Origin of the sequence: Parasulfuritortus cantonensis (genome assembly GCF_004337445.1) — a bacterium.
Classification (GTDB): Bacteria; Pseudomonadota; Gammaproteobacteria; order Burkholderiales; family Thiobacillaceae; genus Parasulfuritortus; species Parasulfuritortus cantonensis.
The window spans coordinates 1-25,018 of sequence record NZ_SJZB01000011.1 but is presented as its reverse complement, the minus strand read 5'-3'; the positions used below and the strand labels follow the sequence as shown (position 1 = coordinate 25,018).

The window sequence follows — 25,018 nt, the reverse complement described above, 5'->3', positions numbered from 1 at the left end:
TCGGGCGCGTCCAACCGTGGTTTCTAGGATGATGGCCGGCCTGGGCAAACTGCTCCTGGCCGTCTGCACGGTGGCCGTTCTCCCGGTCGGCCCGGTTTGGGCTGAGCCGATCGCCGACCGGGGCGAACTGGTCTTCCGGATGGCCGGTTGCGAGAATTGCCATACCGACCGCGAGCACGGCGGCGCCCGCTTGGCGGGCGGCCGCAAGCTGGCGACGCCGCTGGGCACCTTCTACACCCCCAACATCACGCCCGATCCGACGACCGGCATCGGACGCTGGAGCGAAGCCGACTTCCGGCGTGCCCTGCGCGAGGGCGTCGGCCCGGACGGCCGCCAGTACTACCCCAGCTTCCCTTACACCTCGTATGCCCGGATGAGCGATGCCGACATCCAGGCCCTGTGGACCTACCTGCATGCCCAGCCGGCGGTGGTCAAGGCCAACAAGTCGCACGAACTGCCCTGGTACCTCAACTTCCGGCCCCTGCTGGTGATCTGGAAGTGGCTGTTCTTCAGTCCCGGCGCCTACCAGCCGGAGGCCGGCAAGTCGGCGTCCTGGAACCGTGGCGCCTATCTGGTCCAGGGGGCCGGCCACTGCGCCGAGTGCCATACCCCGCGCAACCAGTTGGGCGGCTTCAAGAAGGGCATGGAACTGGCCGGCAGCCTGAACGGCCCGGACGGCCTCGTGGTGCCCAACATCACGCCCGACCGCCAGTACGGCATCGGTTCCTGGAGCAAGTCCGACCTGGCCGACTACCTGGGTACCGGCAACCGGCCCGACGGCGACTGTGCCGGCAGCCTGATGGCGGAGCTGATCGACAACGGCCTCAAGTACCTGCCGAAGACCGACCTGGAGGCCATCGCCGACTACGTGACCAGCGTACCGGCCTCCAGCAACCCGGCCCGCAAGGCCGGCAAGGCGGGTGGCAAGAAGCGCCAGCAGGAAGACTACTGAACGCTCCGGCGGGCGATCTGCGATAATCCGGTCCCGATAGTCATGCCTTCGGGACCGCTTTCATGCTGGATTACATTGCGTTCGCCACCGCTCTGCCGGGCGCGGACAAACGCCGGCGCGTAACGGCGCCGACGCCCGCCGCGCGGGCATCGGCCTCCGCCGCGGACGTTCACCGGGTTGCGGGGTGATATGCAGGAATATCCCACCCTCGCCGCCATCGACCTCGGGTCGAACAGCTTCCACCTGCAGGTCGGCCGCGTCGACGGCGACCAGCTCTTCTATCTGGATGCCCACAAGGAATCGGTGCGCCTGGCCGGCGGCCTGAGCGACGACAAGCTGCTCGACGCCGCCTCGCAGGAACGCGCCCTGGCCTGCCTGGCCCGCTTCGGCGAGCGCCTGAAGGGCATGCCGGAGGGCGCCGTCCGGGCGGTCGGCACCTCGGCCCTGCGCGTGGCCAAGAACGCCCCGGCCTTCATCGAACGGGCCAAGGCCACCTTGGGCTTCGACATCGACGTCGTGGCCGGCCGCGAGGAGGCGCGCCTGATCTACCTGGGCGTCTCCCACAGCCTGCCCATGAATACCGAGCCGCGCCTGGTGGTCGACATCGGCGGCGGTTCCACCGAATGCATCATCGGGGTCGGCTACGAGCCGCGCGACCGGGAAAGCCTGCGCATGGGCTGCGTGGTGTTCAGCAACCGCTTCTTCCCCGGCGGCGAGATGGAGAAGTCCTCGGTCAAGGCCGCCGTCACCGCCGCCCGCATGGAGGTCCAGCAGGTCGTGCACCAGTTCCGGCGCGGCCTCTGGCAGGAGGCGGTGGGCTCGTCCGGCTCGGCCCGCTCGATGGGCGAGATCCTGTTCCAGAACGGCATCTCGGACGGCCAGATCAGCGCCGACGGCCTGAAGTGGCTGCGCGAGCGCCTGGCCAAGGCCGGCAGCTTCGCCCGCCTCGACCTCGACGGCCTCAAGGACGACCGCAAGCCGGTCCTGGCCGGCGCGGTCGCCATCATGTCCGGGCTGTTCCAGGAACTCGAGATCGACACCATGACCGTGGCCCAGGGCGCCATGCGCGAGGGCATCCTTTGGGACCTGCTCGGCCGGGTCCACAACCACGACATGCGCGACGTCACGGTGACCCAGTTCGTGCGCCGGTACCACGTCGACGGCAAGCAGGCGCGCCGGGTCGAACGCCTGGCGGCACGCCTGTACATGCAGTTGACCGCGGGCGACCGGGACGGCGACGGCGAGGCCATCCGCTGGCTCAACTGGGCCGCGCGCCTGCACGAGATCGGCATCCAGATCGCCCATTCCGGCTTGCACAAGCACGGCGCCTACATCCTCGAGAACGCCGACATGCCCGGCTTCGGCCGCCGCGACCAGGCCCGCCTGGCGATGCTGGTACGGGCCAGCCGGGGTGGCCTGGAGAAGCTCGGCTTCCCGCCCGAGGCGGCGATCTGGCCGCTCATCCTGTGCCTGCGCCTGGCCATCCTGCTGAACGGCAGCCGGAGCGACGCGCCGATCCCAGACCTCAAGCTGACCTGCGCGGCGGACGGCAACTGCGAACTGACCATGCCGGCCGACTGGATGGCCGCCAACCCGCTCAGCAAGGCCACCTTGTACGAGGAACTGCGGGCCTGGCAGGCGGTGCGGCCGGTCGTCCGCCTGGGTGCCCTGCAGGTGCGCTCATGAGCACCCAGGACCGCCTCGCCAAGGGGCTGCTGGCCGGCTACCCGCTGTTCTACCTGCAGGGTGCCGACGAGGAACGCATGGCGGGTCTGCTCGGCGAGCTGGCCGAGCGCCGGTACGGCGACCGCAACGCCCTGGTGTACTGGAGCTCGGCGCGCGGGTTCCACTCCGCCGCGGGCCCGGGCGCGGCCATCCGCGACCCGGTCGAGGCGCTCGCCCACATCGCCGCCCAGCCGGCCAAGGCCTTCTACCTGATGCAGGACCTGCCCGCCCTGCTCAGGGACAACCCGCTCCTGGCGCGCGCCCTGCGCGACCTCTACCGGCAGCTGTCCGGACGCGACAGCTACGTGTTCCTGTCCTACGTCGACCTGGTCCTGCCCGAGGAGCTCAAGAAGCAGGTCTTCCTGGTCACCCTGGGCATCCCCAGCGAGGCCGAGCTGCTCGCCCGCATCGACGCGGTCGCCGCCGCCGCCGGCGTCGCCGGGCGCCTCGACGAGGACTGGCGCCGGCAGTGCGCCGCCGCCATGCGCGGCCTGTCCCTCGACGAGGCCGGCCACCTGATGCGGCGCCTGGTCGGCGAGGGCAAGCTCGACCTGGCCCGGGCCATCCCCGAGATCATCGAGGAGAAGTCGTACGCCCTGCTCAAGGAAGGCTGCCTGCAGTACATCGGCAAGTCGGTCCACCTGGACCAGGTCGGCGGCCTCGACAACCTCAAGGAATGGGTGCGGGCGCGCAAGCCGCTGTTCACCCGCCAGGCCTTCGAGTCGGGCGTGCCGCTGCCCTCGGGCATCCTGTTCATGGGCGTGTCCGGCTGCGGCAAGAGCATGGCCGCCAAGGTGGTGGCCGGGGCCTGGAGCCTGCCCCTGGTGCGCCTGGACATGAACCTGGTCCTGTCCGGTGCCTACGGCGCCCCGGAATACGCCTTCGACCACGCCCTCAAGGTGGCCGAGGCCATCGCGCCCCTGGTGCTCTGGATCGACGAGATGGAGAACAGCTTCGGCTACGACCTCCAGGGCAGCGGCGGCAACAACAACATCTTCGCCAGCTTCCTGACCTGGATGCAGGAGAAGCCGGCCACCGTGTTCGTGGTGGCGACCGCCAACCGGATCGAGAGGCTGCCCGCCGAGGTGATCCGCAAGGGTCGTTTCGACCAGTTGTTCTTCCTCGACCTGCCCAGCGAGGAGGAGCGCCTGGCCATCCTGCGCATCCACATCGCAGCCTACGGCGGCGACCCGGACAAGTTCAACCTCAAGCTGCTCACCGCCGTGACCAAGAACTGGAGCGGTGCCGAGATCGAGCAGGCGATCAAGGCCGCGCGCATCCGCGGTTTCCAGGAGGGACGGCCGTTCACCGAGCAGGACGTGGTCTGGAATACCGCCCGCATGGTGCCCCTGTCGCGCACCATGGAGGAGCAGATCAAGCAGCTCCGGCTGTGGTCGCTGAACCGTGCCACGCCGGCCTCGCGCAAGCCCGAAACATAGCCCTGGCGGGTGCATGCCGGACTGCTAGGATGGTGTTATCGCCATTGCCAACCGAGGAGGTCAAACATGAAGAAGTTCACACTCTGGATCGCCGCCTGCATGGCCGCCCTGGCCTTCGGCCCGCTCGCCGCGGTGGCGGCCGACTGCAGTGACTGCGGCACCGTCAAGGCGGTGAAGAAATCCGAACCCAAGGGTTCCGGCGTCGGCCTGGTCGCCGGCGGCGTGCTCGGCGGCGTGGTCGGCAACCAGTTCGGCAGCGGCACCGGGCGCACCCTGGCGACGGTCGGCGGCGCGGCCGCGGGTGCCTATGCCGGCAACGCGGTCGAGAAGAACTACGTCGCCGACACCACCTGGAAGGTCACCGTGACCATGGACAGCGGCGACAAGCGCACCTTCAAGCTGGACAAGGATCCCGGCCTCGCGGCCGGCGACCGCGTCCGCATCGTCGACAACAAGCCGGTCAAGCTACAGTAACCCGTCCTTCGCCAGGCCGCCCCGTCCCCGGGGCGGCCGCCCGGCGCCCGCCGGGCAGGCGGCCGGAAACGGCCGCGTCCCTCAGCGTATCAGGCGCAATCCGGCCCGATCCGGCTCCTTTTCCCCGACCAGTGAATCGATGGCATCGAGGAAGGCCCGCACCCGGGCCGGCATCAGGCGCCGGGCCGGCATGAAGACGTAGACCCGGCGCGGCATGGGCCGGTAATCCGGCAGCAGCTGCACCAGCCGGCCCTGCTCGATGGCCTCCCGGCACAGGGTGGCGGAGATCACCGCGGCACCCAGGCCGGCCTCCGCCGCGCCCAGGCGCAGGGAGGCGTTGCCGGTACGCAGGCGGCCGTTGACCTGGACCTCGTGCGTTTCCGGATGGCCCGGCCGGGTGAAGCGCCAGAGCGTATCGGTGGCGTCGGCCAGGCAGGGCCAGGCGGCCAGGTCGCGGGGCTGCTGCGGCAGGCCGAAGCGTTCGACCAGGACGGGCGCCGCGCACAGTACGGTGGCGATGGTGAACACCCGGCGCGCGACCATGCTCGAATCCTCCGGGTCGCTTTCGTGCAGGCTGAACACCAGGTCGAAATTGCCTTCCAGGGGGTGGCTGTGCCGGGTCGACAGTTCGATCTCGGCCTCCAGGCCGGCGTGGCGCAGCAGCAGGTCGCAGATGATGCGGTTCAGCTGCAGGATGCCGAACTCGAACGGCGACGAGATGCGCAACACGCCCTGCGGCCGGTCGCGCTGCGCCTGCGATTCCTCGACGACGTCGTGCAGGCGCCCGAACAGCGGCGCGATCTGCTCGTACAGGTCGCGGCCGGCGTCGGTCAGGCGGAGCCGGCGCGTACTGCGCTCCAGCAGGCGGACCTCCAGGCGCGCCTCCAGGTTGGCCACGGCACGGCTGGTGCTGGACTTCGGCAGGCCCAGGCGCTCGGCGGCGCGGGTGAAGCTGGCCAGTTCCGCGACCGTGCAGAAGGCCTCCATTTCGTTCCAGTTCATGGACATTTTTTTTCTCGCTTTGGTGTTTGTTCCAAATATGGAACAAATTATCTACAAAAGCCCATTTATCCGGGGTGTTTTCACTCTTATCTTTGCGGCCATGATCCCCGACGAATGCCCCCGCTCCGGCTTGCCGGTCGCGGCCCGACTATTCCTGTGCGCCGGCGGCCTCGCCTTCCTGGCGGGCTGCGCCGACCTGTCCGGCATCGCCCCCAAGGCGCAACTGGCGAGCGTCGAGCAGGTCGCCGCCGCGCGCCTGTCGGCCGCCCCGGCCGCGGCCGGCGACGCCTGGTGGGCGGCCTGGGGCGACCCGCAGCTCGACCGCCTGGTGGCCCAGGCGCTGGCCGGCAACCCCGGCCTCAAGGCGGTGCGCGCCCGGGCCGAGGCCGCGGCGGCGGTCGCCGGCATGGCGCGCTCGGAGACCCGGCCGGAACTGGCGCTCGACGCCCGGTCCTACCGCCAGCGCTACTCCGCGAACCAGTTCTTCCCGCCGCCGATCGGCGGCAGCGTCTACTGGAACAACGAGGCCGTGTTCGGCCTCGGCTACGACCTCGACCTCTGGGGCCAGAAGGAAAGCCGCCTGGCCGCCGCTCTCGACCGCGTCCACGTGGCCGAGGCCGAGGTGCGCCAGGTCCGCATCGAGCTGGTCGCTGCGCTGGCCGCGGCCTACGCCCAGCTGGCGGCCCACTACGAGCTGGCCGACATCGCGCGCGCCGAGCAGTCCCGCCTGGAGACCAACCTGACCATCGCCCAGCGTCGGCAACGCGCCGGCCTCGGCACCGGCCGCGAGGCCGACGCGGTCAGCGAAGCCCTGGCCCGGCAACAGGCCCGGGTCGAGGCCCTGGCGAGCGACATCGTGCTCGACCGCCATCTGCTCGCCGCCCTGGCCGGGCTCGGACCGCAGGCCGGCGACGACATCGCCCGGCCGCAACTGGCCGGGCAGGGCGGCCTCGACCTGCCGGCCAGCCTGCCGGCGGACCTGGTCGGCCGCCGGCCGGACCTGATCGCCCGGCGCTGGCAGGTCGAGGCGGCCGGCCAGGACATCGCCGCCGCCAAGGCCGACTTCTATCCGAACATCAACCTGCTCGCCTTCGTCGGCGTCCAGTCGCTCGCCTTCAGCAACCTGCTCGCCAGCGGCTCGGCCATGTACGGGGCCGGCCCGGCGCTCTCGCTGCCCCTGTTCGACGGCGGCCGCCGGCGCAGCCGGCTGAGCCACGAGACGGCCGCCTACGACGCCGCGGTGGAGGACTACAACGCCGGCCTGGTCGACGCCCTGCGCGAGGTGGCCGACCGCCTGGAACGCCTGCAGCGCAACGGCCACGAGCTGGAAACCTACCGGGCCGCCCTGGCCGCGGCCGAACACCGGCTGGCGGCGGCGCAGAAGGCGCTGCGCGCCGGCCTGGTCCCGGAGCAGGCCGAGATCGACGCCCGCGCCGCCGTCTTGGCCGACCGCGAGACCCTGGCCGGACTCGAAGGCGAACGGCGCGTCGCCTACGCCGGCCTGGTACTGGCCGCCGGCGGCGACCTGGGCGGCCCGGCCGCGGGCGCGCGGCAATGAGCGCGGCCGTCCTGCCGGCGCCGCTGGCCGGCGCCTGGCGCCGCGTCGCGGCCCGGTTCCGCCTGTGGCAGCGGGCACCCGGCTGGACCAGTGCCGTGCACGTGTTCAAGGTGGTGCTGGCCGCCGAGCTGGCGCTGGTGATCTCGCTCGCCGGCAACCTGGAGTCACCGCGCACCGCCATGTTCTGCGTCTACCTGGTCATGCAGGTCCGCACCGGCCTGGTCTTCCAGAAGAGCTACTACCGCCTGCTCGGCACCCTGGCCGGGGCCGCCGCATCGGTGATCCTGATCGGCGGCTTCGCCCAGACGCCCGAGCTGTTCTGGCTCTACTTCGGCCTCTGGATGGCGGCCGCCACGGCCGGCTCCTTCGTCTACCGCAACTTCCAGTCCTACGGCTTCGTGCTGGCCGGCTACACGGTCTGCTTCGTCGCCCTGCCGGCCATCGACAACCCGGCCGCGGTGTTCGACATCGCCACCACGCGGATGCTGGAGATGCTGGTCGGCGTGCTCTGCGCCGCCCTGGTCAGCGACACGGTGTTCCCGCTGCGCATGGCGGGCCTGGTGCGCGGCGCCGTGAGCCGGCGTTTCACCGACTTCTGCGCCGTCCTGGCCGAGTCCCCGGCGAAGCTGCGCGCCGGCGATACCGGCAAGGCCACCATGCTGCGCTTCGCCGGCGACGCGGTCGGCCTGGAGGCGGCCAGCGCCAACGCCGCCCTGGAGAGCAGCGACCTGCGCCGGCAGCGCCTGCGCCTGCAGCTGCTGAACCACGAGTTCATGGGCGTGACCAGCATCCTGCACGCCTACCACCAGATGCTGCGCCGGCTGCAGGCGACCGGCCACCCGGCGGTGACGGAGGCGCTCATGGGCCTGTACGGCGGCTTCAGCGCGCTGTTCGCCGTCGCGCCGCAATCGGCGCCGGCCGCCGGCCGCCTGCTGCCGGCCCTGGGCCGCTGGCGCGACGACTATGGCCGCCGGGCGGCGGATTGCCGGGCACGCCTGCCGGCGACGCTGGATGCCGCCCAGCGCCTCGATTTCGAGACCGGCATCGAGCTGCTGCAGCGCCTGGCCGAGGAATTCGCCGCCTATTGCGCCACCCAGGCCGCGCTCGACGAGGGTGCCGACGACCTGGCGCGCGGCGGCCGCCTGGCCGACGAGGAGACCCTGCGCTTCTCCACCCGCACCGACCCGCTGCTGGCCGGCCTGGGCGCCCTGCGCGGGGTCCTGGTGATGGTGGTGACGGCCGGCTTCTGGACCGCCACGGCCTGGCCGTCGGGCACCGGCGCGATCACCAACGGCGTCGCCTCGGGCACCGTGTTCGCCACCCTGCCGGCACCGGCCCGGGTCCTGCGCCAGGCCATGCTCGGCAGCCTGCTGGCCCTGCCCATCGGCCTGCTCTGGAACTTCCAGCTGATCCCCCTGGCCGACGACTGGGTGGGTCTCGGCCTGATCCTGATCCCGCCCCTGGCCCTGGCCGCCTGGCTGGCCTCGACGCCGCGCTGGGCCGGGGTCGGCGCCGGGCTGTACATCTCGTTCATGTTGCACAGCAGCCTGGAGCGCAGCTTCAGCGCCGACCTGCCGACCTTCGTCGACGCCTGCCTGGCCGATTTCGTCGGCCTCGTCGTGGCCATCACCTTCTACCAGCTGCTCGATCCCAATGCCGGGCCCTGGAGCCGGCGCCGCATCGTCGGCGCCCTGCGCCGGCAGATGGTGGCCGCCTGCCTGGACCCAGTGCCGCCCCGGCGCGAGGTCCTGGAAAGCGCCAGCCGCGACCTGGTCCAGCGCATCGCCACCCAGGGCAAGCTGGCCGACGAGATCGACCACTGGGTATTCGACTGGCAGCTCACCGTGCTGGAGACCGGCCGCGCCGTGCTCGACCTGCGCGCCGTCATGGCCGGCAGCCCGGCCGAGGCCCTGCCGTTGTCGCTGTCGCTGGCCCTGCAACGCCTGGGCGAGCTGTTCGAGGCGCCGGCGCGGGCACGGCGCCGGGTTGCCGCCGAGGCGGTCGAGTCCGCCATCGTCGCCCTCGACGGCGCCGACGCCGCGCTGACCGCCGCCGCCCGGCGCGCCCTGGTGCTCGACCTGCACTTCATCCGCAGCGCCCTGCTGGACGCCGTCTCGGTGCTCGACGGGCCGGCCGGGGGAGGGCGCTGACATGGCCGACCTGGTCCTGGCGGGCGTGCGCCTGCCCTTCCTGTTCGGCGTCCTGCTCGCGGCCGGCGCCGCGCATCTGCTGCTCGACCGGCTGCTCGCCCGGTTGGGCGTCTACGGCTGGGTCTGGCACCCCGGCCTGTTCCGGGTGGCCGTGTTCTGTGCCCTGTTCGCGGCCGCCGGGCTGCTCTTCTACCCATGACTCAAGGTGTAGCGATGGAATTGAAACGCTTGCTCCGCACGCCGGCCTTGCGCGTGCTGTCCACCCTGGCCCTGCTGGCCCTGGCCCTGTTCGCCGGCCGGGCGCTGTGGCACCGCTACATGGACGGACCCTGGACCCGCGACGGCCGCATCCGCGCCGACGTGGTCGCCGTCGCGCCCGACGTGGCGGGCCTGGTGACCCGGGTGGCGGTCGCCGACAACCAGTTCGTGCAGCGCGGCGAACTGCTGTTCCGGATCGACGACACGCGCTTCAAGGAGGCCCTGGCCCAGGCCGAGGCCCTGGTCGCCCAGCGCCGTGCCGACCTCGACATGCGCCATCGCCAGGCCAGCCGGCGCGCCCAGCTCGACGACCAGGTGGTCTCGCGCGAGGACCGCGAGGACGCCGCGCTCAGCGAGACGGCCGCCCAGGCCCGGCTCGCCGAGGCCGTCGCCCTGCGCGATACGGCCCGGACCAACCTGGCCCGCACCGAGGTGCGGGCGCCGGTCGACGGCTGGGTCGCCAACCTGGCCGTCTACGCCGGCGAATACGCCCAGGCCGGCCAGGCCCGGCTGGCGGTGGTGGACCGGAACTCGTTCTGGGTCTATGGCTATTTCGAGGAGAACCGGCTGCCCGGCATCCACGTCGGCGACCCCGCCCGGATGACCCTGCTGGGCACCGACATCGTGCTGCAGGGCCACGTCGCCAGCCTGGCGCGCGGCATCACCGACCGTGACAACACGACCGCGGGCAACCTGCTGGCCAACGTCAACCCGAACTTCACCTGGGTCCGCCTGGCCCAGCGCATCCCGGTGCGCATCCAGATCGACCGGGTGCCGGCCGGCGTCCAGCTGGCCTCGGGGATGAGCTGCAGCATCGCGGTGCGGCCGAAGCCGGCGAGCTAAATAGCTCGCTTGAAGCGTTAGATTACGTCTTGTAATTTTGCTCGGCAGCTTTCGTTTCCGGCTCCGAACCCGCCGTGGCGAGGGAGCCGGTCGCCTCGCAGGCTGGTGAGAAACGCATGAATCCCTCCGGATTTTCTTCATCCGCTCGTTTTTTCGGCACCGGAAGCGCGCCGTCGCCCGAATTGCTGGGCGCTTCTGCCCTATTCGTCTGCGGCTGGGCGCCCAGCAGGCGGATTTTTCCCTACACCGTCTTCGGCCACATCAGGTTGAGCATTCGCGTCAGGTTGTACGCCGCAAAAGTCAGCAGCGCCTAGCCGGAGAGTTTCGCCAGACCCTTGTGTCGGGTCTTGCGCGCCACATGGGCGCGGATGCCCAGGCGCTCGATGCCGCTCACGAATTCGCCGGTGTCGTAACCCTTGTCGGCGCCCACGGTGGCGCCTTGTTTCACGCTACGGCGAATCATCTTCTGGGCGGCTTCCCATTCCGCCCGGCCGTTGGCCTGGGTGGTCTCGACATCGACGATCAGGCCGTTGCGGTTCTCGGACAGCGCGTGGGTCATGTAACGCAGCTTCGCCTCGGTGAACTCGCCCTTCTTGTAAAGCCTGGATTCGGGATCGGTCGTGCTCTCGTGCGTCTTGTTGCTGCGGGTCTCGCCCTTGAAATCGACTTCGGGATTCCGGCCGGGCGGACGCTCCGGACCGTCGCCATCCTTACGTACAAAGCTCTTGTGGCTGGCCCAGGCCTCGATCAGGCTGCCATCGACGCTGAAGGGCTCATCGGAGACGAAGTCCTGCCACTCGGCCAGACGGAGCACACGCTCGAAGAACTCCCGCGCCATGTCGGTCGAGAGCAGGCGGTCGCGGTTGATGCTGAACACCGTGCGGTCCCACATGGCATCGTCGATGCCCAGGCCGACGAACCAGCGGAACAGCAGGTTGTAATCCAGTTGTTCCATGAGCAACCGCTCGCTGCGGATGGTGAACAGGATTTGCAGCAGCAGTGCCCGCAGCAAGTGTTCGGGTGGAATGGACGGCCGGCCGGTGTGCGAATAGCCGGCGTCGAACAGCCCGCTCATGTTGCCGAGGATGGTGTCGACCAGGACCCGCAGGCGGCGCAGGGGGGGTCGGATGGTACGCGCGCATCCAGGCTGACATAGCTGAACATCGACGTTTGGGGAGATTCCTGGCCACGCATGGATCAGGGGCGGAAATTACAATGTGGAAATCAGGCCGTAGTTTGCCAAAAATCCACGCCCGAACAAGGCGTTGGCGTTTATCACCAGCCCGCTAGTCCTCCTCCGCGGTTGTGCACCTTTCATTTCAACCGAGAGATCATGACCATCACAAGAACGGCGGAGTAAATTGAACTCCAACGCTTGAATGCTTTGGCAACGACCTACGTATCCCTGATGGAGTACGATTTACCACGACTGGCGTTTTGTAAGCAGGTAAGTATCTTTGCATTATGCCTAGAAATTAGCGGTGTGTGATCCGGGGCGTAAGCGTCTTCTTCAGTTGGGTTTGCAATATTGAACGCATCTGGGAAAACTCGCGTTCATTCATGTTGCCGGACATTTGGACGGCCATTGAAAAATCAGTCAGTACGTCGAGTAGTTGATGTGCTTCAGATCGACTAAACTCTCCGAGCGTGTAGGATACTCGAAGTTTTAGATAACCCATGCCCAATAAAAATCGTTTATCTTTAATGGCGGGGAATAGGGATTTTATAACATCAATCCTTCGATCAAGTTTCAGTCCGAAATAAATAAGCGCTGCTAGAAGTCGCACGATGAGTGGATTCTCGTCGCTCTCGGAAACACGTCGCAGTATGTGCCCCAATTTTGCGGAGCCAACGGCTTCCTGGCACAGTTCGCTTAGAGCCTGGGGTAATATGACAAGCGGAAATACCGGGCCTAGCTCTCTAATGTCTTGTGGCAGGTCTTGGTCGTCCGCCGCATTCTCTGTCGCGAGCATCCCTTCAGCAATTAGTATCGCCCAGTAACTGCATATTTTTGTGAGGACCTCCTGTTTCTTGTCGTCAGCAATCTTGATTAGCTCGGAGTTTCGTAGCACGCGGGAGGCTAAGTCGAGTAACTCACCGGGAACGTAATGCTCAATGTCTCTCCGAACGGACACGGGACATTGGTCTTTGTCCCCTCGAGTTACGAGATCAAAAACGTTGTCGCGTTCTTGCTCTTCAAGTTTAGATGTTTCCAAACCATGTCGAATCTCTTCGTGGGACAGGGTGTCTTTTGTCGTCAATGGTAGGGGTAGTCGATCAAATCCGTTTAACTCAGACTTGTGGTCAAGTTCCGTATAATAAGCAGAAAGGTCATCGAGAATACGTTTCAATAAGGCTGAGTCGTTTCGATTAAGCGCCGTGTATGTATCGATTTCCCGCGCAAATCTTAGTAAGTTATTCTCGCTTGTGACGTGTTGGTAAAATTCGATTTCGTCACCCATTCGTTGTGCAGCGAAATATTCAAAAAAACACCGATAACGGAACCCGACTCCAGCATCGGACTCGATCAATATGCCCCGTTCAATTAGGCTGCCAATGATTTCGCCAACCGATAGCTTAAGTAGGTCAAGGCTCCAACGCCCGACAAAGTATTCGGCGGCGACCCTTTCTACTTCCATTCGTGACGCCGTTTCTCGAAACTCTTTCGTAAAAAATTCAGCTAGATGTCCAAGAAAATGCTCCACATTTCGCGTGTCTAGGTCTGCACGCTTCACTAGGGGGCCACCGAGTTTGCCGAGGAGTTCCCTAACAAAGGTTTGAAGCAAAACCGCGTGGTTGACGGGCTCGAAGCTAATGTTGCGCTCGTTTAACCAAAGCAAAATGGAAATCAGAAGTGGTGTGAGAGGCGCATTAATACGTGATGCGGTGATCATTATCCGATCAGCTAGCTGCGTGACATCGTTGGCGTTGCCTTTGGCCCAACGTAGAATTAACTCTTTGACTTGTTTTCTCGCAAAATAGCTTAGATATAGCGTCGAAAAAGATATCCCAAGGAGGTTGCCGACGTCGACTGGCTTTCGGATTGGGTCGTAAAGGGCAGTTGCAATTACGCGGTTTCCAGGATGATCTTGTATGAATTTGCCTAGGGTGTCGATTTGTTGTTGCTGATCGACGTCGAAGTTGTCGATCAGTATTAATACTTTTTTAGTCTTTAGAGCGGCTCGGATTTGTTTCGTTTCGATCGCGGAGCCGGAGGCTCTTCGGATTCCTTCAAAAATTGTTGTCGCACTTGCTCCAATGTCGGTAAATTGAAGTCGCAAAGGCAGGGTCCCATCAAAATAACGGCCGCCTGGTAACGCTTCTACCGCGAGAAAATTTAGTAGGGTCGTTTTTCCGGTTTCCTTTTGGCCATAAATAAGCCAGTTAGCGTTTCCCTGCATCAATTCGCTGACTTGAATGTTTTGATTATGGGTTGGCCCTTGGTCTGCTACTTCACCTTGACCGGTGGAAGTGCGCAGATCGGGCGAGACGAATAGTTCCCTAATGTTTTTTGGGGCACTTGCAGCCGCAACCGCAGATATTAATCGGCAGTTCACCGCGTCCTGAAACGCGCTTTGGGCCTCGTCGGATAGGACTAAATCTAGGCCGGCGCGGTGGCGTTGAAACTGTTGAATATATATTCCGTTTTCAGCAAAGCGTAACGCGTTGTCGAAGACGCGTCGCTCATCATAATATTCCCGCAATTCGATTTTAAATTGTCGTAGCCCAAAATCTATGTCTACGATTGAATATCCGTTGAAGTAATCTCGCGTTGAATATAGACAACCCGTCTGAGATTGAAAGAAGTGGCCGCTTACGCCCACAAGACTCATAGGATCCTGATAATGGGCGTGCCCAAAGAGAACAAGGTCAAAGTGGCGCTGCATCGCACGCATGACACTTGTCTTGTCGGCTGGCAGCAACCAATCAAATGGGTGATGAAATACAGCTATCTTGAATAAACATGCCTTCAAGCGGTCGGCGGAAACATCGACTTGGCGTTCGCCCAGAATTATCTTTCCAAGATCATAGTCGTTAGCCTTCCCGGAAGCATGCCAAGCCGTATTTAGAAGTGCAATGCCAATCTTACCGATTGAAAAATCGTAAATTCGCGTTCTGAAGAGTTCTTGATCACGCTGTTCGACTTCTGGTAAGGTGGCAGCGTTGAAATAACGAAAGCGACGGTCGATAAAGGAGCGATGCTGAGCATCGTAATTGTCGAGAAAGGCATTTATCGCGTCACGATTAGTGAGTTGACCGGTAACACCGTTCTCATATATTTCGTTAAGTTCGTTTAGTTGGACATCGTGGTTTCCGGGTACGGCGCAAAAGTTTTTCTCGGTCAATCCCGCGGCCGTAAGCGTAGGAATGATAAACTTCTCGCGTGCACATTCAAAAGCCTTCTTGTTCTTTCCTTCTTTTACAAGATCTCCTGTGAACACAAGCAGATCAAACGGGCCGTCCGCCTGTACGCGCCGTGCGACGTCCTGCTGAAACGCATCGAGCACAATTTGACAGTCAGCGAGTTTGGTGGGGTCGAGATGTAGATCGGAGCAGTGGATGATGCGTAGCCGTTTAGTCATTCCGTTTCCTCGGTTAAATGTTTTGGTCTGCAAGTAGGCAGCGTAATGGATGGGTTATTTGTTAGGTGTCATGTCCCGGACGATTAACGACCCGTTTATGGAAGAGGTCTGGGTTTGAAGCCTGCCAATTCTTCATGGCCTGAAGGGGGCTGATATGACCCAAAGCCATCTGCGGGAGATGATGGTTGTAGAGCCAGGCGTAGCGCAAGAGCGTGGCTTCCAGTTCTTCGCCGGAGCGGAAATGGTGGGTGCGCAGCACATCGGCAATACGGCCGTTGAAGCGCTCGACCATGCCGTTGGTTTGCGGGTGCTTGGGCTGGGTCAGCCGGTGCTCGATACCCAGTTCCGCGCAGAGTTGGTCGAAGGCGTGTTCCCCCGTCGGGGTGCGCTCACCGGCGGTGATGAAGCGGTCGGTGAACTCCTTGCCGTTGTCGGTCAGGATCGTCCGGATGTGGAAGGGTGCGGCCTTGGCCAGGGCCGCCAGGAAGCGCTTGGCGTTGGCGGCGGTCTTGGCGGCATACACGGCGATGAACACCCAGCGGGTGGCCCGGTCGATGGCCACGAACAGGTAGCGCCGTTTGTCCTCGTCGGCCATCTGCGGCAGGTACTTGACGTCGACATGGACGAATCCGGGCACGTAGGCTTTGAAGAGCTTGGCCTTGGGCTTGCCCGCCTCGACCGGCTCGCGCTTCGAGACACCATGCCGTTTCAGCATGCGATGCAGGGCGGAGCGGGTGATCGTGGCGTGAATGAACTCGTGCACGACGGCCAGGAGGTCGTCCAGGGACAGATCGAGGGTTTTCCTCAAGACCAGGACGATGGCTTCCTGCTCGGCGCTGAGCGTCGTTTGCGGCCGATGGGCGGTGTGGGAGCGGTCCTCGACCGAATCGCGGTGTTTCCAGCGCGCGATGGTCTCCACCGTCACGCCCAGCCGCTCGGCCAGGACCGTCATGGGCAGGTCGCTGGCGATGCATTGCGGTTTGGCAGCGACCACCGAGCGGGAACTTTGCATTTTGAAGCTGGTTTACGGGGAACTCTGTCTACACGCCCATGCCGTCGTTGTCAGGGGGTACGTTCATATGGCCAGCGTTGTCGGCCGATCGCCTTGAACTGGCTCACGCCGAGCGCGCCGCGTTCGTTCCTGGCTTTCGACCCCGGTGCGGTGATGGCGGTGATGACGGCGGCGCGCGACGCTTCGTGGATCGACACGGTTTCGAAGTTCTCATTCAGCAGGACCAGCAACACCGCGTCGAACGCCTTGCCGATGTCGATGGCACCGATCCTTTGACCGGGCTTGCCGCCCGGCAGGATGCGACGTCCCCTTATCTGCAGGCGACGCTGGCCGGAGCCGGTGTCTTCCAGCGCGTCGCAGCCCGCCTGGCGGGCAGGGGTTAGGGCGACGCCCAACAGACGTGCCGCCTCGTATTCGGCCACTTCGCCGGTGATGCCCAGCGGTTTGCCGGTGAGCGCGTGGTAACGCCGGGCCAGTTTCTTGGCCTCGGCGCGGATCGCCATGACGGCATCGTTCGCCATCCTCACGTCGCCGCCCGCCGTCAGCCGCACAGGCGGCAGACGCTCATCAGCATCAGGTCCTTGGCGGCGCCGTCGATGGCCGGGGCGTGCAGCTTCAGGCGCTTGTTGTCGTCGACCTGGCCGGTGGCGATGGCGAGCAGCATCAGGATGAGCGGCGAGACGCCGCCCTCGCGGGCGCAGTCGAGGAGTTCGTTGCCGGTGCGGGCGATGTAGTGTTCCTCGGCCGGATCGACCACGAACAGGCGCATGCCTTCCTGGGCTTCGTCCAGGCGCAGGCTGAGCACGCGGCCATCCTTGAGCAACCAGCCGTCGAAATCCCACTCGGAGGTCACCGGAGCGAGTTCGCCGGTGATCAGGTGGCCGAAGAAATCCGGCTCGGCCTTGGCGGCACCGCCGGGGATGGAACCGAGTTGTTCGATCAGCTTGAACCAGTCTTCGGCGGTCATGGCGTTCCTCCGGATTGCAGGCGGCGCATCAAAGCGGCATGAAACAGAACACGTGGCGGCCGTGCTGGAAGTTCACGATCAGCGTGCCGCCGCGGTTCTTGGCGTAGTCGATCCAGCCCGGCGTGTCGCAACCCTGGTGGCATTCGCTGACGCCGTTGGGCGATTCCAGGTTGCGGTCGCGGTCGTAGAAGGACAACAGCATGGCCTCGCCGAGCAGGTGCCGGGCGTTCGCCTCGGCGAGCTTCAGGCAGGCGTTGAAGTCGAGGCCGAGTTCCTCGGCGTCGAGGTGCAGGGTCTTCATGGGGCCGGTATCCATCATGCGCTCAGTTTCTTCAGTTCGTAGAGTATGTCCAGGGCCTCGCGCGGGGACAGGCTGTCCGGGTCGACGGCGGCCAGGCGGTCCAGGGCCGGGGCGGCGGGCGCCTCGGGGGCCGGCGGCAGGCTGGCGAAGAGGTCGCCCTGGCCGGCCGTGGCGACCTGGGCGTTCTCCAGTTCGACCAGTTTGCGCCGGGCGGCGTTGACCACCGAGCCGGGTACGCCGGCCAGGCGGGCGACCTGGATGCCGTAGCTCTGCGAGGCGGGGCCGTCCTCGACGCTGTGCAGGAAGGTCAGGTTGCCGTTGTTCTCGACGGCGTCCAGGTGCACGTTGGCCAGGCTGCGGTATTCGTGGGCGAGCTGGGTCAGCTCGAAGTAGTGGGTGGCGAACAGGGTGTAGGCGCGCACCTTCTCGGCCAGGTGGCGGGCCACCGACCAGGCGATGGAGACGCCGTCGAAGGTGGAGGTGCCGCGGCCGATCTCGTCCATCAGGACCAGGCTGTGTTCGCTGGCGTTGTTGAGTATCTGCGCCGTCTCGGTCATCTCGACCATGAAGGTCGAGCGTCCGCCGGCCAGGTCGTCGGAAGAACCGACCCGGGTGAAGATCTGGTCGACCGGGCCGACCAGCGCCCGCTCGGCCGGCACGTAGAGGCCGCAGCAGGCGAGCAGCACGATCAGGGCGGTCTGGCGCATGTAGGTGGACTTGCCGCCCATGTTGGGGCCGGTCACCACCAGCATGCGCCGGGTCGGGTCGAGCCGGAGGTCGTTGGCGATGAAGGCGTCGACGCGCGGCTCGACGACGGGGTGGCGGCCGCCGGCGATGCGGATGCCCCAGGTCTCGGCGAACTCCGGCCGCACCAGGTTGCGTGCCTGGGCCAGCTCGGCCTGGCTGGCATGGATGTCCAGGCCGGCCACGGCCATGGCGACGCGCTGCAGTTCGGCGATGTGCGGCGCCAGGTCGTCGAGCAGCTGCTCGTAGAGCAACTTCTCGCGCGCCAGGGCGCGTTCCGAGGCGGACAGGAACTTGTCCTCGAACGCCTTCAGCTCGGCGGTCAGGTAGCGCTCGACGTTCTTCAGGGTCTGCCGGCGGTGGTAGTCGGCCGGCACCTTGTCGGCCTGGGCCCGGCTGACCTCGATGTAGAAGCCCGACACCTTGTTGTATTCGACGCGCAGGTTGGCGATCCCGGTGCGCTCGCGCTCGCGCGCCTCGAGGGCGATCAGGAATTCGCCGCTGTGCGATTGCAGGCCGCGCAACTCGTCCAGCTCGGCGTCGTAGCCGTCCGCGACGACGCCGCCCTCGCGCAGCACGGCGGCCGGTTCCGGCTTGATGGCGGCGGCCAGCTGGGCGGCCGGGGCGGGCGGGAAATCCAGGCGCTCGGCCAGTTCGGCGAGCACCCCGCCGGCGCCGGCCAGGGCGTCGCGCAGGCCGGGCAGGAGGGCCAGGCTGTCGCGCAGGCCGGACAGGTCGCGCGGCCGGGCCGAGCGCAGGGCGACCCGGGCGGCGATGCGTTCCAGGTCGGCCATGGCGCGCAGTTCGCGGGCGACGGCACGGACCGCCTCCGGGTTCTCGATGAAGGCGGCGATGGCGGCCAGGCGGCCCTGGCGGCGGGCGACGTCGCGCAACGGGTGGTGCAGCCAGTGCTTGAGCAGGCGGCTGCCCATGCCGGTGCGGCAACGGTCCAGTTCGGAGAACAGGGTCGGCTCGGTCTCGCCGCGCAGGGTCTCGCTGATCTCCAGGGTGCGCCGGGCGGCCGCGTCCATGAGCACGTACTCGCTGTCGCGCTCCAGGGCCAGGCCGTTGACGTGGGGCAGCGTGGACTGCTGGGTGTGGCGGGCGTAGTCGAGCAGCAGGCCGGCCGCGGCCTGGACCAGCGGTTTGTCCTGGATGTCCCAGGCCGACAGGTCGTGGACGCCGAAGTGTTCGGTGAGCAGGCGGGCGCCGCGCTCGGCGTCGAACTGCCAGGCCGGACGGCGGGTGAGGGCGGCCTTCAGGCCGGCCAGGGCGGGGTCGGCGAAGTCGTCCGGCAGGAGGATCTCGGACGGCACCAGGCGGGCCAGCTCGGAGGCCAGGCGGCCCGGCTCGACCTCCTTGGCGGCCAGGCGGCCGGAGGACAGGGTCAGCCAGGCCAGGGCCAGGCGGCCGCGTCCGGCGGCGACGGCCAGGATGGCGGCATCGCGCTTGTCGTCGAGCAGGACGTCGTCGGTGAGCGTGCCCGGGGTGACGATGCGGATCACCTTGCGTTCGACCGGTCCCTTGCTCGCCTTGGGGTCGCCGATCTGTTCGCAGATCGCCACCGATTCGCCTTGGCGCACCAGGCGGGCCAGGTATTGCTCGACCGCGTGGTAGGGGACGCCGGCCATCTTGATCGGCTGCCCGGCCGACTGGCCGCGCGTGGTCAGGGTGATGTCGAGCAGGCGGGCGGCGCGCTCGGCGTCGTCGAAGAACAGCTCGTAGAAGTCCCCCATGCGGTAGAACAACAGCATGTCCGGCTGCTCTGCCTTGATGCGCAGGTATTGCTGCATCATGGGCGTGTGTTGGGCGAAATCGGCGGTCAAGTTCGGGGCGGTGGAGGAGGGCAGGCGATTTTAACCCGGATGGCCGTTTGGTCCGGCCGTCTGGTACAGCCAGACAATGACAAGGGCGGAGTTCGGCTATATGCTAGGTGAAAATACCAAATCGCCACATGGGTACCCAAGCATGAATATCCGCCTATCCATTGCCTGCCTCGCGACGGTGCTCGGTGTCGCGGCCGCCCCGCCGGCGCTCGCCGCCGACAACGCCGAACGGGTGCGCCAGGTCGCGGGTTCGGCGGCGGACTTCGAGAAGGCCAGCCAGGCGGGCAAGAAGGCGGCCTTCTTCTGCGTCAACTGCCATGGCGAGGATGGCAACAGCGCTTACGACTACATCCCCAACCTGGCCGGCCAGAACGCCGTCTACCTGCTCAACCAGATCGAGAAGTTCGCCGACGGCCGCCGCCAGGACGAGTTCATGAGCGGCCTGATCAAGGTGCTCAAGCCGGAGGACCGCTTCAACATGGCGCTCTACTACTCCGGCGAGACGGTCAAGACGGCCGTCGTCAAGGACAGCAAGCAGGTCGCCCACGGCCAGCAGATCTACGAGCGTGCCTGCAAGTCCTGCCATGGCGCGCAGGGCTACGGCAACGAGAAGATCGCCCGCCTGGCCGGGCAGCAGCCGGTCTACCTGAAGAAGGCGCTCGAGGACTATCGCGCCAGCGTCAAGCTGCGCAAGGACCCGATCATGGGCAGCATCGCCCGGCGCCTGAAGGATGCCGACATCGACGCCCTGGCGGCCTACATCCCGACCATGAAGTAAGGGGCTGCCCGCCTCAGCGGCGCAACGCCGGGGTGAGGTGGGGCTGGATCGCCTGCAGCAGCTGGGCGAACACCTTGGGGTTGCCGGCCACGACGTGGCCGGATTTCAGATAGCCGTCCTCGCCGGTGAAGTCGCCCACCAGGCCGCCGGCCTCCTTGATCAGCAGGCAGCCGGCCGCGATGTCCCAGGGGTTGAGGCCGATCTCGAAGAAGCCGTCGGTGCGCCCGGCCGCCACCCAGGCCAGGTCGATCGCCGCCGAGCCGGGCCGGCGCAGGCCGGAGGTCTTCTGGACCAGGTCGCGGAACATGCCGGTGTAGGCGTCCAGGTGGCTGAAGTCGCGGTAGGGGAAGCCGGTGCCGATCAGCGATTCGGCCAGCTTGGCGCGCTTGGAGACGCGGATGCGGCGGTCGTTCAGGAAGGCGCCGGCGCCCTTGCTGGCGGTGAACAGCTCGTTGCGGGTGGGGTCGTAGACCACCGCCTGGTCGAGTTGGCCGCGCACCGTCAGGGCGATGGAGATGGCGTACTGCGGGAAGCCATGCAGGAAGTTGGTGGTGCCGTCGAGCGGGTCGATGATCCACTGGAACTCGGAGTCGCCGGTCGCGCCCGACTCTTCGGCTAGAATGGCGTGCTGCGGATAGGCCGTGAGCAGGGTTTCGATGATGGCCTGTTCGGCAGCATGATCCACCTCGGAGACGAAGTCGTTGTCCTGCTTGGTGCGGACGGTGAGCGAGTCGAGGTCGTTGGAGGCGCGATTGATGATGGTGGCGGCACGGCGCGCGGCCTTGACCGCCGTATTGAGCATGGGATGCATGGCTGAAAAGAACAGTGAACTGATGGCTGGCGATTTTACCTTGAAGCCGGTAAATCCACTCGACAATATCCGCATCGTCCTGGTCGAGACCAGCCACCCCGGCAACCTGGGGGCGGCCGCCCGGGCGATGAAGGTGATGGGGCTTTCCCGGCTCTGCCTGGTCAACCCGAAGTGCGCCATCGACGACGAGGCACGCGCGCGCGCCTCCGGGGCCGTCGACGTGCTCGACGCGGCCGTGCTGTGCGGCGATCTCGACGGCGCCCTGGCCGGCACCGTGCTGGCAGCGGCCTGCACCTCGCGCCGGCGCGATCTGCCGCATCCCGACCTGACGCCGCGCCGGGCGGCGCCGGAACTGCTGCTGCAGGCCGCCGCCGCGCCGGTGGCGGTGGTGTTCGGCTCGGAGACCTTCGGCCTGTCCAACGAGCAGCTCGGCAAGTGCCGCTGGCTGCTCAACATCCCGACCAACCCGGACTACGCCTCGCTCAACCTGGGCGCCGCCGTGCAGGTGGTGGCCTACGAGTTGCGCTGCGGCCTGGCCGACCGCACCCTCGACCTGCCCGAGTTCACGCCCGCCAGCCACGAGGAGGTGGAAGGCCTGCTCGGTGCCCTCGAGGAGACCCTGGTCGAGATCGGCTTCCTCGACCCGGCCCACCCCAAGCGCCTGATGCCGCGCCTGCGCCGCTTCTTCGCGCGCGCCGGCCTGGAGAAGGAGGAGGTGGCGATCTGGCGCGGCATCGCCGGCGCCGCTCGGAGCCGCGGCCGACGCTAGGGGCGGGCTTACCCGGGCCCCGCGGGCGTGGCAAAATCCCCGCCCGACGACGCGCGCCGGCGCAATATCCGCCGCCGCGCGGGCCCGGCCGGGCTACACTGCCGTAAATTGCAGGAACATCCTATGCTGCTCTCGCCCCGCTTCAACTTTCTCTTCGTGCACATCGCCAAGACCGGCGGCACCAGCGTACGCGCGGCCCTGGAGCGGGTGCGCTGGCGCGACCCCTGGTACTGGCTGATGTGGCCCTGCCACCGCATGAGCCACCTGACCGGCCACCGCCTGGGCACCAAGTTCCCACGCCATGCCCACGCCATCGCCGCCAGGGAGATGCTGCCCAAGTCGTTCTACGACTCCCTGTTCAAGTTCGCCTTCGTGCGCAATCCCTGGGACCTGCAGGTCAGCTCCTTCCACCATATCCGGCGCGAGCGGCCGCATTACATGCAGGGACACGACAATTTCGCCGACTTCCTGCGCTGGAAGTTCGATCCCGAGCGGCCCTACCAATTCCACCTCGATACCTCCATCGAGTCGCAGAACGACTACCTGGTCGACCTGCACGACAACCTGATCGTCGACTTCGTCGGCCGCTACGAGCAGCTGAACGAGGATTTCGCGACCATCTGCGCGCGCATCGGCATCCCCTGCCCGGAGCTGCCGCACCGGCGCCAGGCCACCGACCGGCGCAAGGACTACCGCGAGTATTACGACGACGAGACCGCGGCCCTGGTGGCGCAGCACTTCGGCAAGGACATCGAGCGCTTCGGCTATCGCTTCGACGACGTCGGCGGGGCCTGACTTGACGGACCGGGCACTGCCTTCGCTGCACGTCCTGGGCAGCCGTCAGTTCGGCGGTGCGGACCAGTTCTACGTGCGTCTGCTCAACGCCCTGCACGACGCCGGCCAGCCCGTCCTGGCGGTGAACCGGCCCGACAGCCCGGTGGCACGTGCCCTGGCCGGACGCGACATCGAGCAGGTCCACCTGGCCCTGGCCAACCGCTGGGATTTCTGGTCGGCCTGGCGCATGCGCCGGCTCCTGTCCGAGCGCGCGCCCTGCGTGGTGCAGACCTACATGGGCCGGGCGACCCGCCTGACCCGGGTGCCCAAGGGCGTCCCGGCGGTGCACGTCGCCCGCCTGGGCGGTTTCTACAAGATCGACGGCTATTACCGGCACGCCCACGCCTGGGTCGGCAACACGCGCGCCATCTGCGACTACATGATCGGCCAGGGACTGCCCGCCGAGCGGGTCTTCCACATCGGCAACTTCGTGCCCGAGCCGCGCCGCTTCGACGACGCCGGGCGCGCCGCCTTGCGCGCCGGCCTGGCCGTGCCGGCGGACGCCTGGCTGCTGTTCGGGCTCGGCCGCCTGATCGAGAAGAAGGGCTTCCAGGACCTGCTCGCCGCCCTGGCCGACCTGCCGCGCGAGATCGCCGGGCGGCCCTGGGTCATGCTCATCGGCGGCGACGGCGAGGACGCCGAGCGCCTGCGCCTGCAGTGCCGCAGGCTCGGCCTGGACGACCGGGTCCGCTGGCTGGGCTGGCAGGACCCGCCCGATCCCTGGTACGACCTTGCCGACGTGGTCGTGGTGCCGTCCCGGCACGAGCCGCTCGGCAACGTCATCCTGGAGGCCTGGAACTACCGCAAGCCGGTGGTCAGCAGCGCCAGCGACGGTGCCCGGGAACTGATCCAGCCGGACCGCAACGGCATCATGGTGCCGTGCGCCGACCCGCTCGGCCTCGCCGACGGCCTGCAACGGGCGCTCCAGATGGACGATGCCGGTCGCCGGGAGCTGGGCGAGGCGGGCTGGCGCGAATTGAACGCCAAGCATGGCCAGGCCGCCATCGTCGGGGCCTACCTGGACCTGTACGAACGCCTGATGCGGGAGCACCTGGGTGGCGGCTGACCTCGGCGTGCCGAGCCGGGTGCTGATCGTGCGCCTGTCGGCGATCGGCGACGTGATCCTGGCCTCCGGCCTGATCCCGATGCTCAAGGCCGCCTGGCCGGGGGTCGAGATCGCCTGGCTGACCGAGGAGGCCAACGCCGGCCTGCTGCGCCACAACCCGCGCCTGTCCCGGCTCTACACCCTGCCGCGCGGGCGCTGGGCCAAGCTCTGGCGGGAAGGCCGCTACCTGGCCGTGCTGGGCGAACTGCGCGACCTCGTGCGCCGCCTGCGCGCGGCCCGCTTCGACCTCGTCCTGGATACCCAGGGCCTGCTCAAGAGCGGCGTCCTGGCCCGCGCCAGCGGGGCGCGCCAGCGCATCGGCCTGGGTTCCAAGGAGGGCAGCCGGCTGCTCATGACCCGGGTGGTGTCGCGGGCCGTGACCAGCCACCTGCCGGGCAAGGAATACCGTGCCCTGGGCCGTGCCCTGGGCCTGGACGAGCGTGCCTACCGGCTCGACGTGGTGCCGGGTGCCGAGGACCAGGCCGCCGCGGCGGCCCTGTGCGCGGAGTCCGGCCTGACGGCTGGCTTCGCGGTGTTCTGCCCGTTCACCACGCGGCCCCAGAAACACTGGTTCGACGAGCGCTGGATCGAGCTGGCCCGGTTGTTCCAGGCCGAGTTCGGGGTCCCGGTGGCCTGGCTGGGCGGCCCCGGCGACCGCGGCCACGCCGAGGCCCTGGCGGCGGCCGGCGGCGGCGTCTGCCTGGCCGGGCGGACCAGCCTGGCGGTGGCGGCGGCGCTGATCGGCCGGGCCCGCCTGCTGGTCGGGGTCGACACCGGCCTGACCCACCTCGGCCTGGCCATGGCGCGCCCGACCCTGGCCCTGTTCGGTTCCACCCGGCCCTACCTGGAGCCGGACGCGCCGCGCGCCCGCGTCCTCTACGAGCCGC

22 protein-coding genes and 1 pseudogene are annotated in these 25,018 nt (G+C 67.0%); 13 read left to right on the top strand and 10 right to left on the bottom strand.

Features of this window, described 5'->3' with window-relative positions:
- The first annotated feature begins 28 nt into the window (after positions 1-28).
- The 4 genes from EZJ19_RS02505 (at position 29) to EZJ19_RS02490 (ending at position 4,590) form a co-directional block, all read left to right on the top strand.
- Positions 29-952, top strand: a complete 924-nt coding sequence (locus EZJ19_RS02505; RefSeq protein ID WP_206199295.1) for a c-type cytochrome — start codon at positions 29-31, stop codon at positions 950-952.
- 189 nt (positions 953-1,141) lie between these two features.
- A complete protein-coding gene (ppx, locus tag EZJ19_RS02500) occupies positions 1,142-2,638 on the top strand; it encodes an exopolyphosphatase (protein WP_131444729.1) in 1,497 nt (498 codons plus the stop codon).
- The gene (locus tag EZJ19_RS02495) at positions 2,635-4,116 is read left to right on the top strand and encodes an AAA family ATPase (RefSeq protein ID WP_131444728.1); all 1,482 of its coding nucleotides are present in this window, start codon (positions 2,635-2,637) and stop codon (positions 4,114-4,116) included. The genes ppx and EZJ19_RS02495 overlap by 4 nt, the downstream gene beginning before the upstream one ends.
- Positions 4,117-4,182: 66 nt before the next feature.
- Positions 4,183-4,590, top strand: a complete 408-nt coding sequence (locus EZJ19_RS02490; protein ID WP_131444727.1) for a glycine zipper 2TM domain-containing protein — start codon at positions 4,183-4,185, stop codon at positions 4,588-4,590.
- Positions 4,591-4,671: 81 nt separating this feature from the next.
- Here the strand turns inward: EZJ19_RS02490 and EZJ19_RS02485 are convergent, their stop codons facing one another.
- Both EZJ19_RS02485 and EZJ19_RS16750 read right to left on the bottom strand, forming a co-directional pair.
- Entirely contained in the window at positions 4,672-5,370 is a 699-nt protein-coding gene (locus EZJ19_RS02485; protein ID WP_420813096.1) for a substrate binding domain-containing protein, read from the bottom strand.
- Positions 5,371-5,418: 48 nt separating this feature from the next.
- Positions 5,419-5,577: pseudogene (locus tag EZJ19_RS16750) on the bottom strand (helix-turn-helix domain-containing protein); the annotation flags it as partial.
- Between the two features lie 115 nt (positions 5,578-5,692).
- Between EZJ19_RS16750 and EZJ19_RS02480 the strand changes: the two are divergent.
- Genes EZJ19_RS02480 through EZJ19_RS02465 form a run of 4 tightly spaced genes read left to right on the top strand, consistent with a single transcriptional unit; the run spans position 5,693 to position 10,401 of the window.
- On the top strand, positions 5,693-7,150 hold the full coding sequence (locus EZJ19_RS02480; protein WP_165873428.1) for an efflux transporter outer membrane subunit: 1,458 nt from the start codon (positions 5,693-5,695) through the stop codon (positions 7,148-7,150).
- Positions 7,147-9,300 carry an FUSC family protein gene (locus EZJ19_RS02475; RefSeq protein WP_131444724.1) on the top strand — a complete coding sequence of 718 codons (2,154 nt, stop codon included), beginning with the start codon at positions 7,147-7,149 and terminating at the stop codon, positions 9,298-9,300. Before EZJ19_RS02480 ends, EZJ19_RS02475 begins: the two co-directional genes overlap by 4 nt.
- Position 9,301: 1 nt before the next feature.
- Positions 9,302-9,499: a DUF1656 domain-containing protein gene (locus EZJ19_RS02470; protein WP_131444723.1), complete on the top strand. Its 198-nt coding sequence runs from the start codon at positions 9,302-9,304 to the stop codon at positions 9,497-9,499.
- Between the two features lie 14 nt (positions 9,500-9,513).
- Entirely contained in the window at positions 9,514-10,401 is an 888-nt protein-coding gene (locus EZJ19_RS02465; RefSeq protein WP_131444722.1) for an efflux RND transporter periplasmic adaptor subunit, read from the top strand.
- A 310-nt stretch (positions 10,402-10,711) separates the two neighbouring features.
- On the opposite strand, the gene EZJ19_RS02460 is transcribed toward EZJ19_RS02465, so the two are convergent.
- The 7 genes from EZJ19_RS02460 to mutS all read right to left on the bottom strand — a co-directional run bounded on the left by EZJ19_RS02460 (position 10,712) and on the right by mutS (position 19,804).
- Complete coding sequence (locus tag EZJ19_RS02460; protein WP_476704065.1) at positions 10,712-11,509, bottom strand: IS5 family transposase; 798 nt, start codon at positions 11,507-11,509, stop codon at positions 10,712-10,714.
- 367 nt (positions 11,510-11,876) lie between these two features.
- Entirely contained in the window at positions 11,877-14,984 is a 3,108-nt protein-coding gene (locus EZJ19_RS02455) for a metallophosphoesterase (RefSeq protein ID WP_131444721.1), read from the bottom strand.
- Between the two features lie 61 nt (positions 14,985-15,045).
- Positions 15,046-15,996 (bottom strand): IS481 family transposase, encoded by a 951-nt coding sequence (locus EZJ19_RS02450; RefSeq protein WP_131444720.1) that lies wholly within the window; start codon positions 15,994-15,996, stop codon positions 15,046-15,048.
- A gap of 50 nt (positions 15,997-16,046) precedes the next feature.
- A complete protein-coding gene (locus tag EZJ19_RS02445) occupies positions 16,047-16,517 on the bottom strand; it encodes a hypothetical protein (RefSeq protein ID WP_131444719.1) in 471 nt (156 codons plus the stop codon).
- A 20-nt stretch (positions 16,518-16,537) separates the two neighbouring features.
- The gene (locus EZJ19_RS02440; protein ID WP_131444718.1) at positions 16,538-16,963 is read right to left on the bottom strand and encodes a hypothetical protein; all 426 of its coding nucleotides are present in this window, start codon (positions 16,961-16,963) and stop codon (positions 16,538-16,540) included.
- 28 nt (positions 16,964-16,991) lie between these two features.
- Positions 16,992-17,282: an AF1514 family protein gene (locus tag EZJ19_RS02435; protein ID WP_240754623.1), complete on the bottom strand. Its 291-nt coding sequence runs from the start codon at positions 17,280-17,282 to the stop codon at positions 16,992-16,994.
- A complete protein-coding gene (gene mutS, locus EZJ19_RS02430) occupies positions 17,279-19,804 on the bottom strand; it encodes a DNA mismatch repair protein MutS (RefSeq protein WP_131444716.1) in 2,526 nt (841 codons plus the stop codon). Before mutS ends, EZJ19_RS02435 begins: the two co-directional genes overlap by 4 nt.
- 172 nt (positions 19,805-19,976) lie before the next feature.
- Here mutS and EZJ19_RS02425 point away from each other — a divergent pair, with 172 nt between their 5' ends.
- Positions 19,977-20,612 (top strand): c-type cytochrome, encoded by a 636-nt coding sequence (locus tag EZJ19_RS02425; protein ID WP_165873427.1) that lies wholly within the window; start codon positions 19,977-19,979, stop codon positions 20,610-20,612.
- A gap of 13 nt (positions 20,613-20,625) precedes the next feature.
- Here the strand turns inward: EZJ19_RS02425 and EZJ19_RS02420 are convergent, their stop codons facing one another.
- Complete coding sequence (locus EZJ19_RS02420) at positions 20,626-21,423, bottom strand: inositol monophosphatase family protein (RefSeq protein ID WP_131444714.1); 798 nt, start codon at positions 21,421-21,423, stop codon at positions 20,626-20,628.
- On the opposite strand from EZJ19_RS02420, the gene EZJ19_RS02415 reads away from it, so the two are divergent.
- From EZJ19_RS02415 to EZJ19_RS02400, 4 genes are all read left to right on the top strand, one after another.
- Positions 21,422-22,192 carry an RNA methyltransferase gene (locus EZJ19_RS02415; RefSeq protein WP_240754622.1) on the top strand — a complete coding sequence of 257 codons (771 nt, stop codon included), beginning with the start codon at positions 21,422-21,424 and terminating at the stop codon, positions 22,190-22,192. The genes EZJ19_RS02420 and EZJ19_RS02415 overlap by 2 nt on opposite strands.
- A 123-nt stretch (positions 22,193-22,315) precedes the next feature.
- Positions 22,316-22,987 carry a sulfotransferase family 2 domain-containing protein gene (locus tag EZJ19_RS02410; protein WP_131444713.1) on the top strand — a complete coding sequence of 224 codons (672 nt, stop codon included), beginning with the start codon at positions 22,316-22,318 and terminating at the stop codon, positions 22,985-22,987.
- 1 nt (position 22,988) lies between these two features.
- Positions 22,989-24,092: a glycosyltransferase gene (locus EZJ19_RS02405; RefSeq protein ID WP_206199294.1), complete on the top strand. Its 1,104-nt coding sequence runs from the start codon at positions 22,989-22,991 to the stop codon at positions 24,090-24,092.
- Positions 24,082-25,018 (top strand): glycosyltransferase family 9 protein (locus EZJ19_RS02400; protein WP_131444712.1); only part of this gene is annotated, 937 nt, incomplete at its 3' end. The genes EZJ19_RS02405 and EZJ19_RS02400, both read left to right, overlap by 11 nt.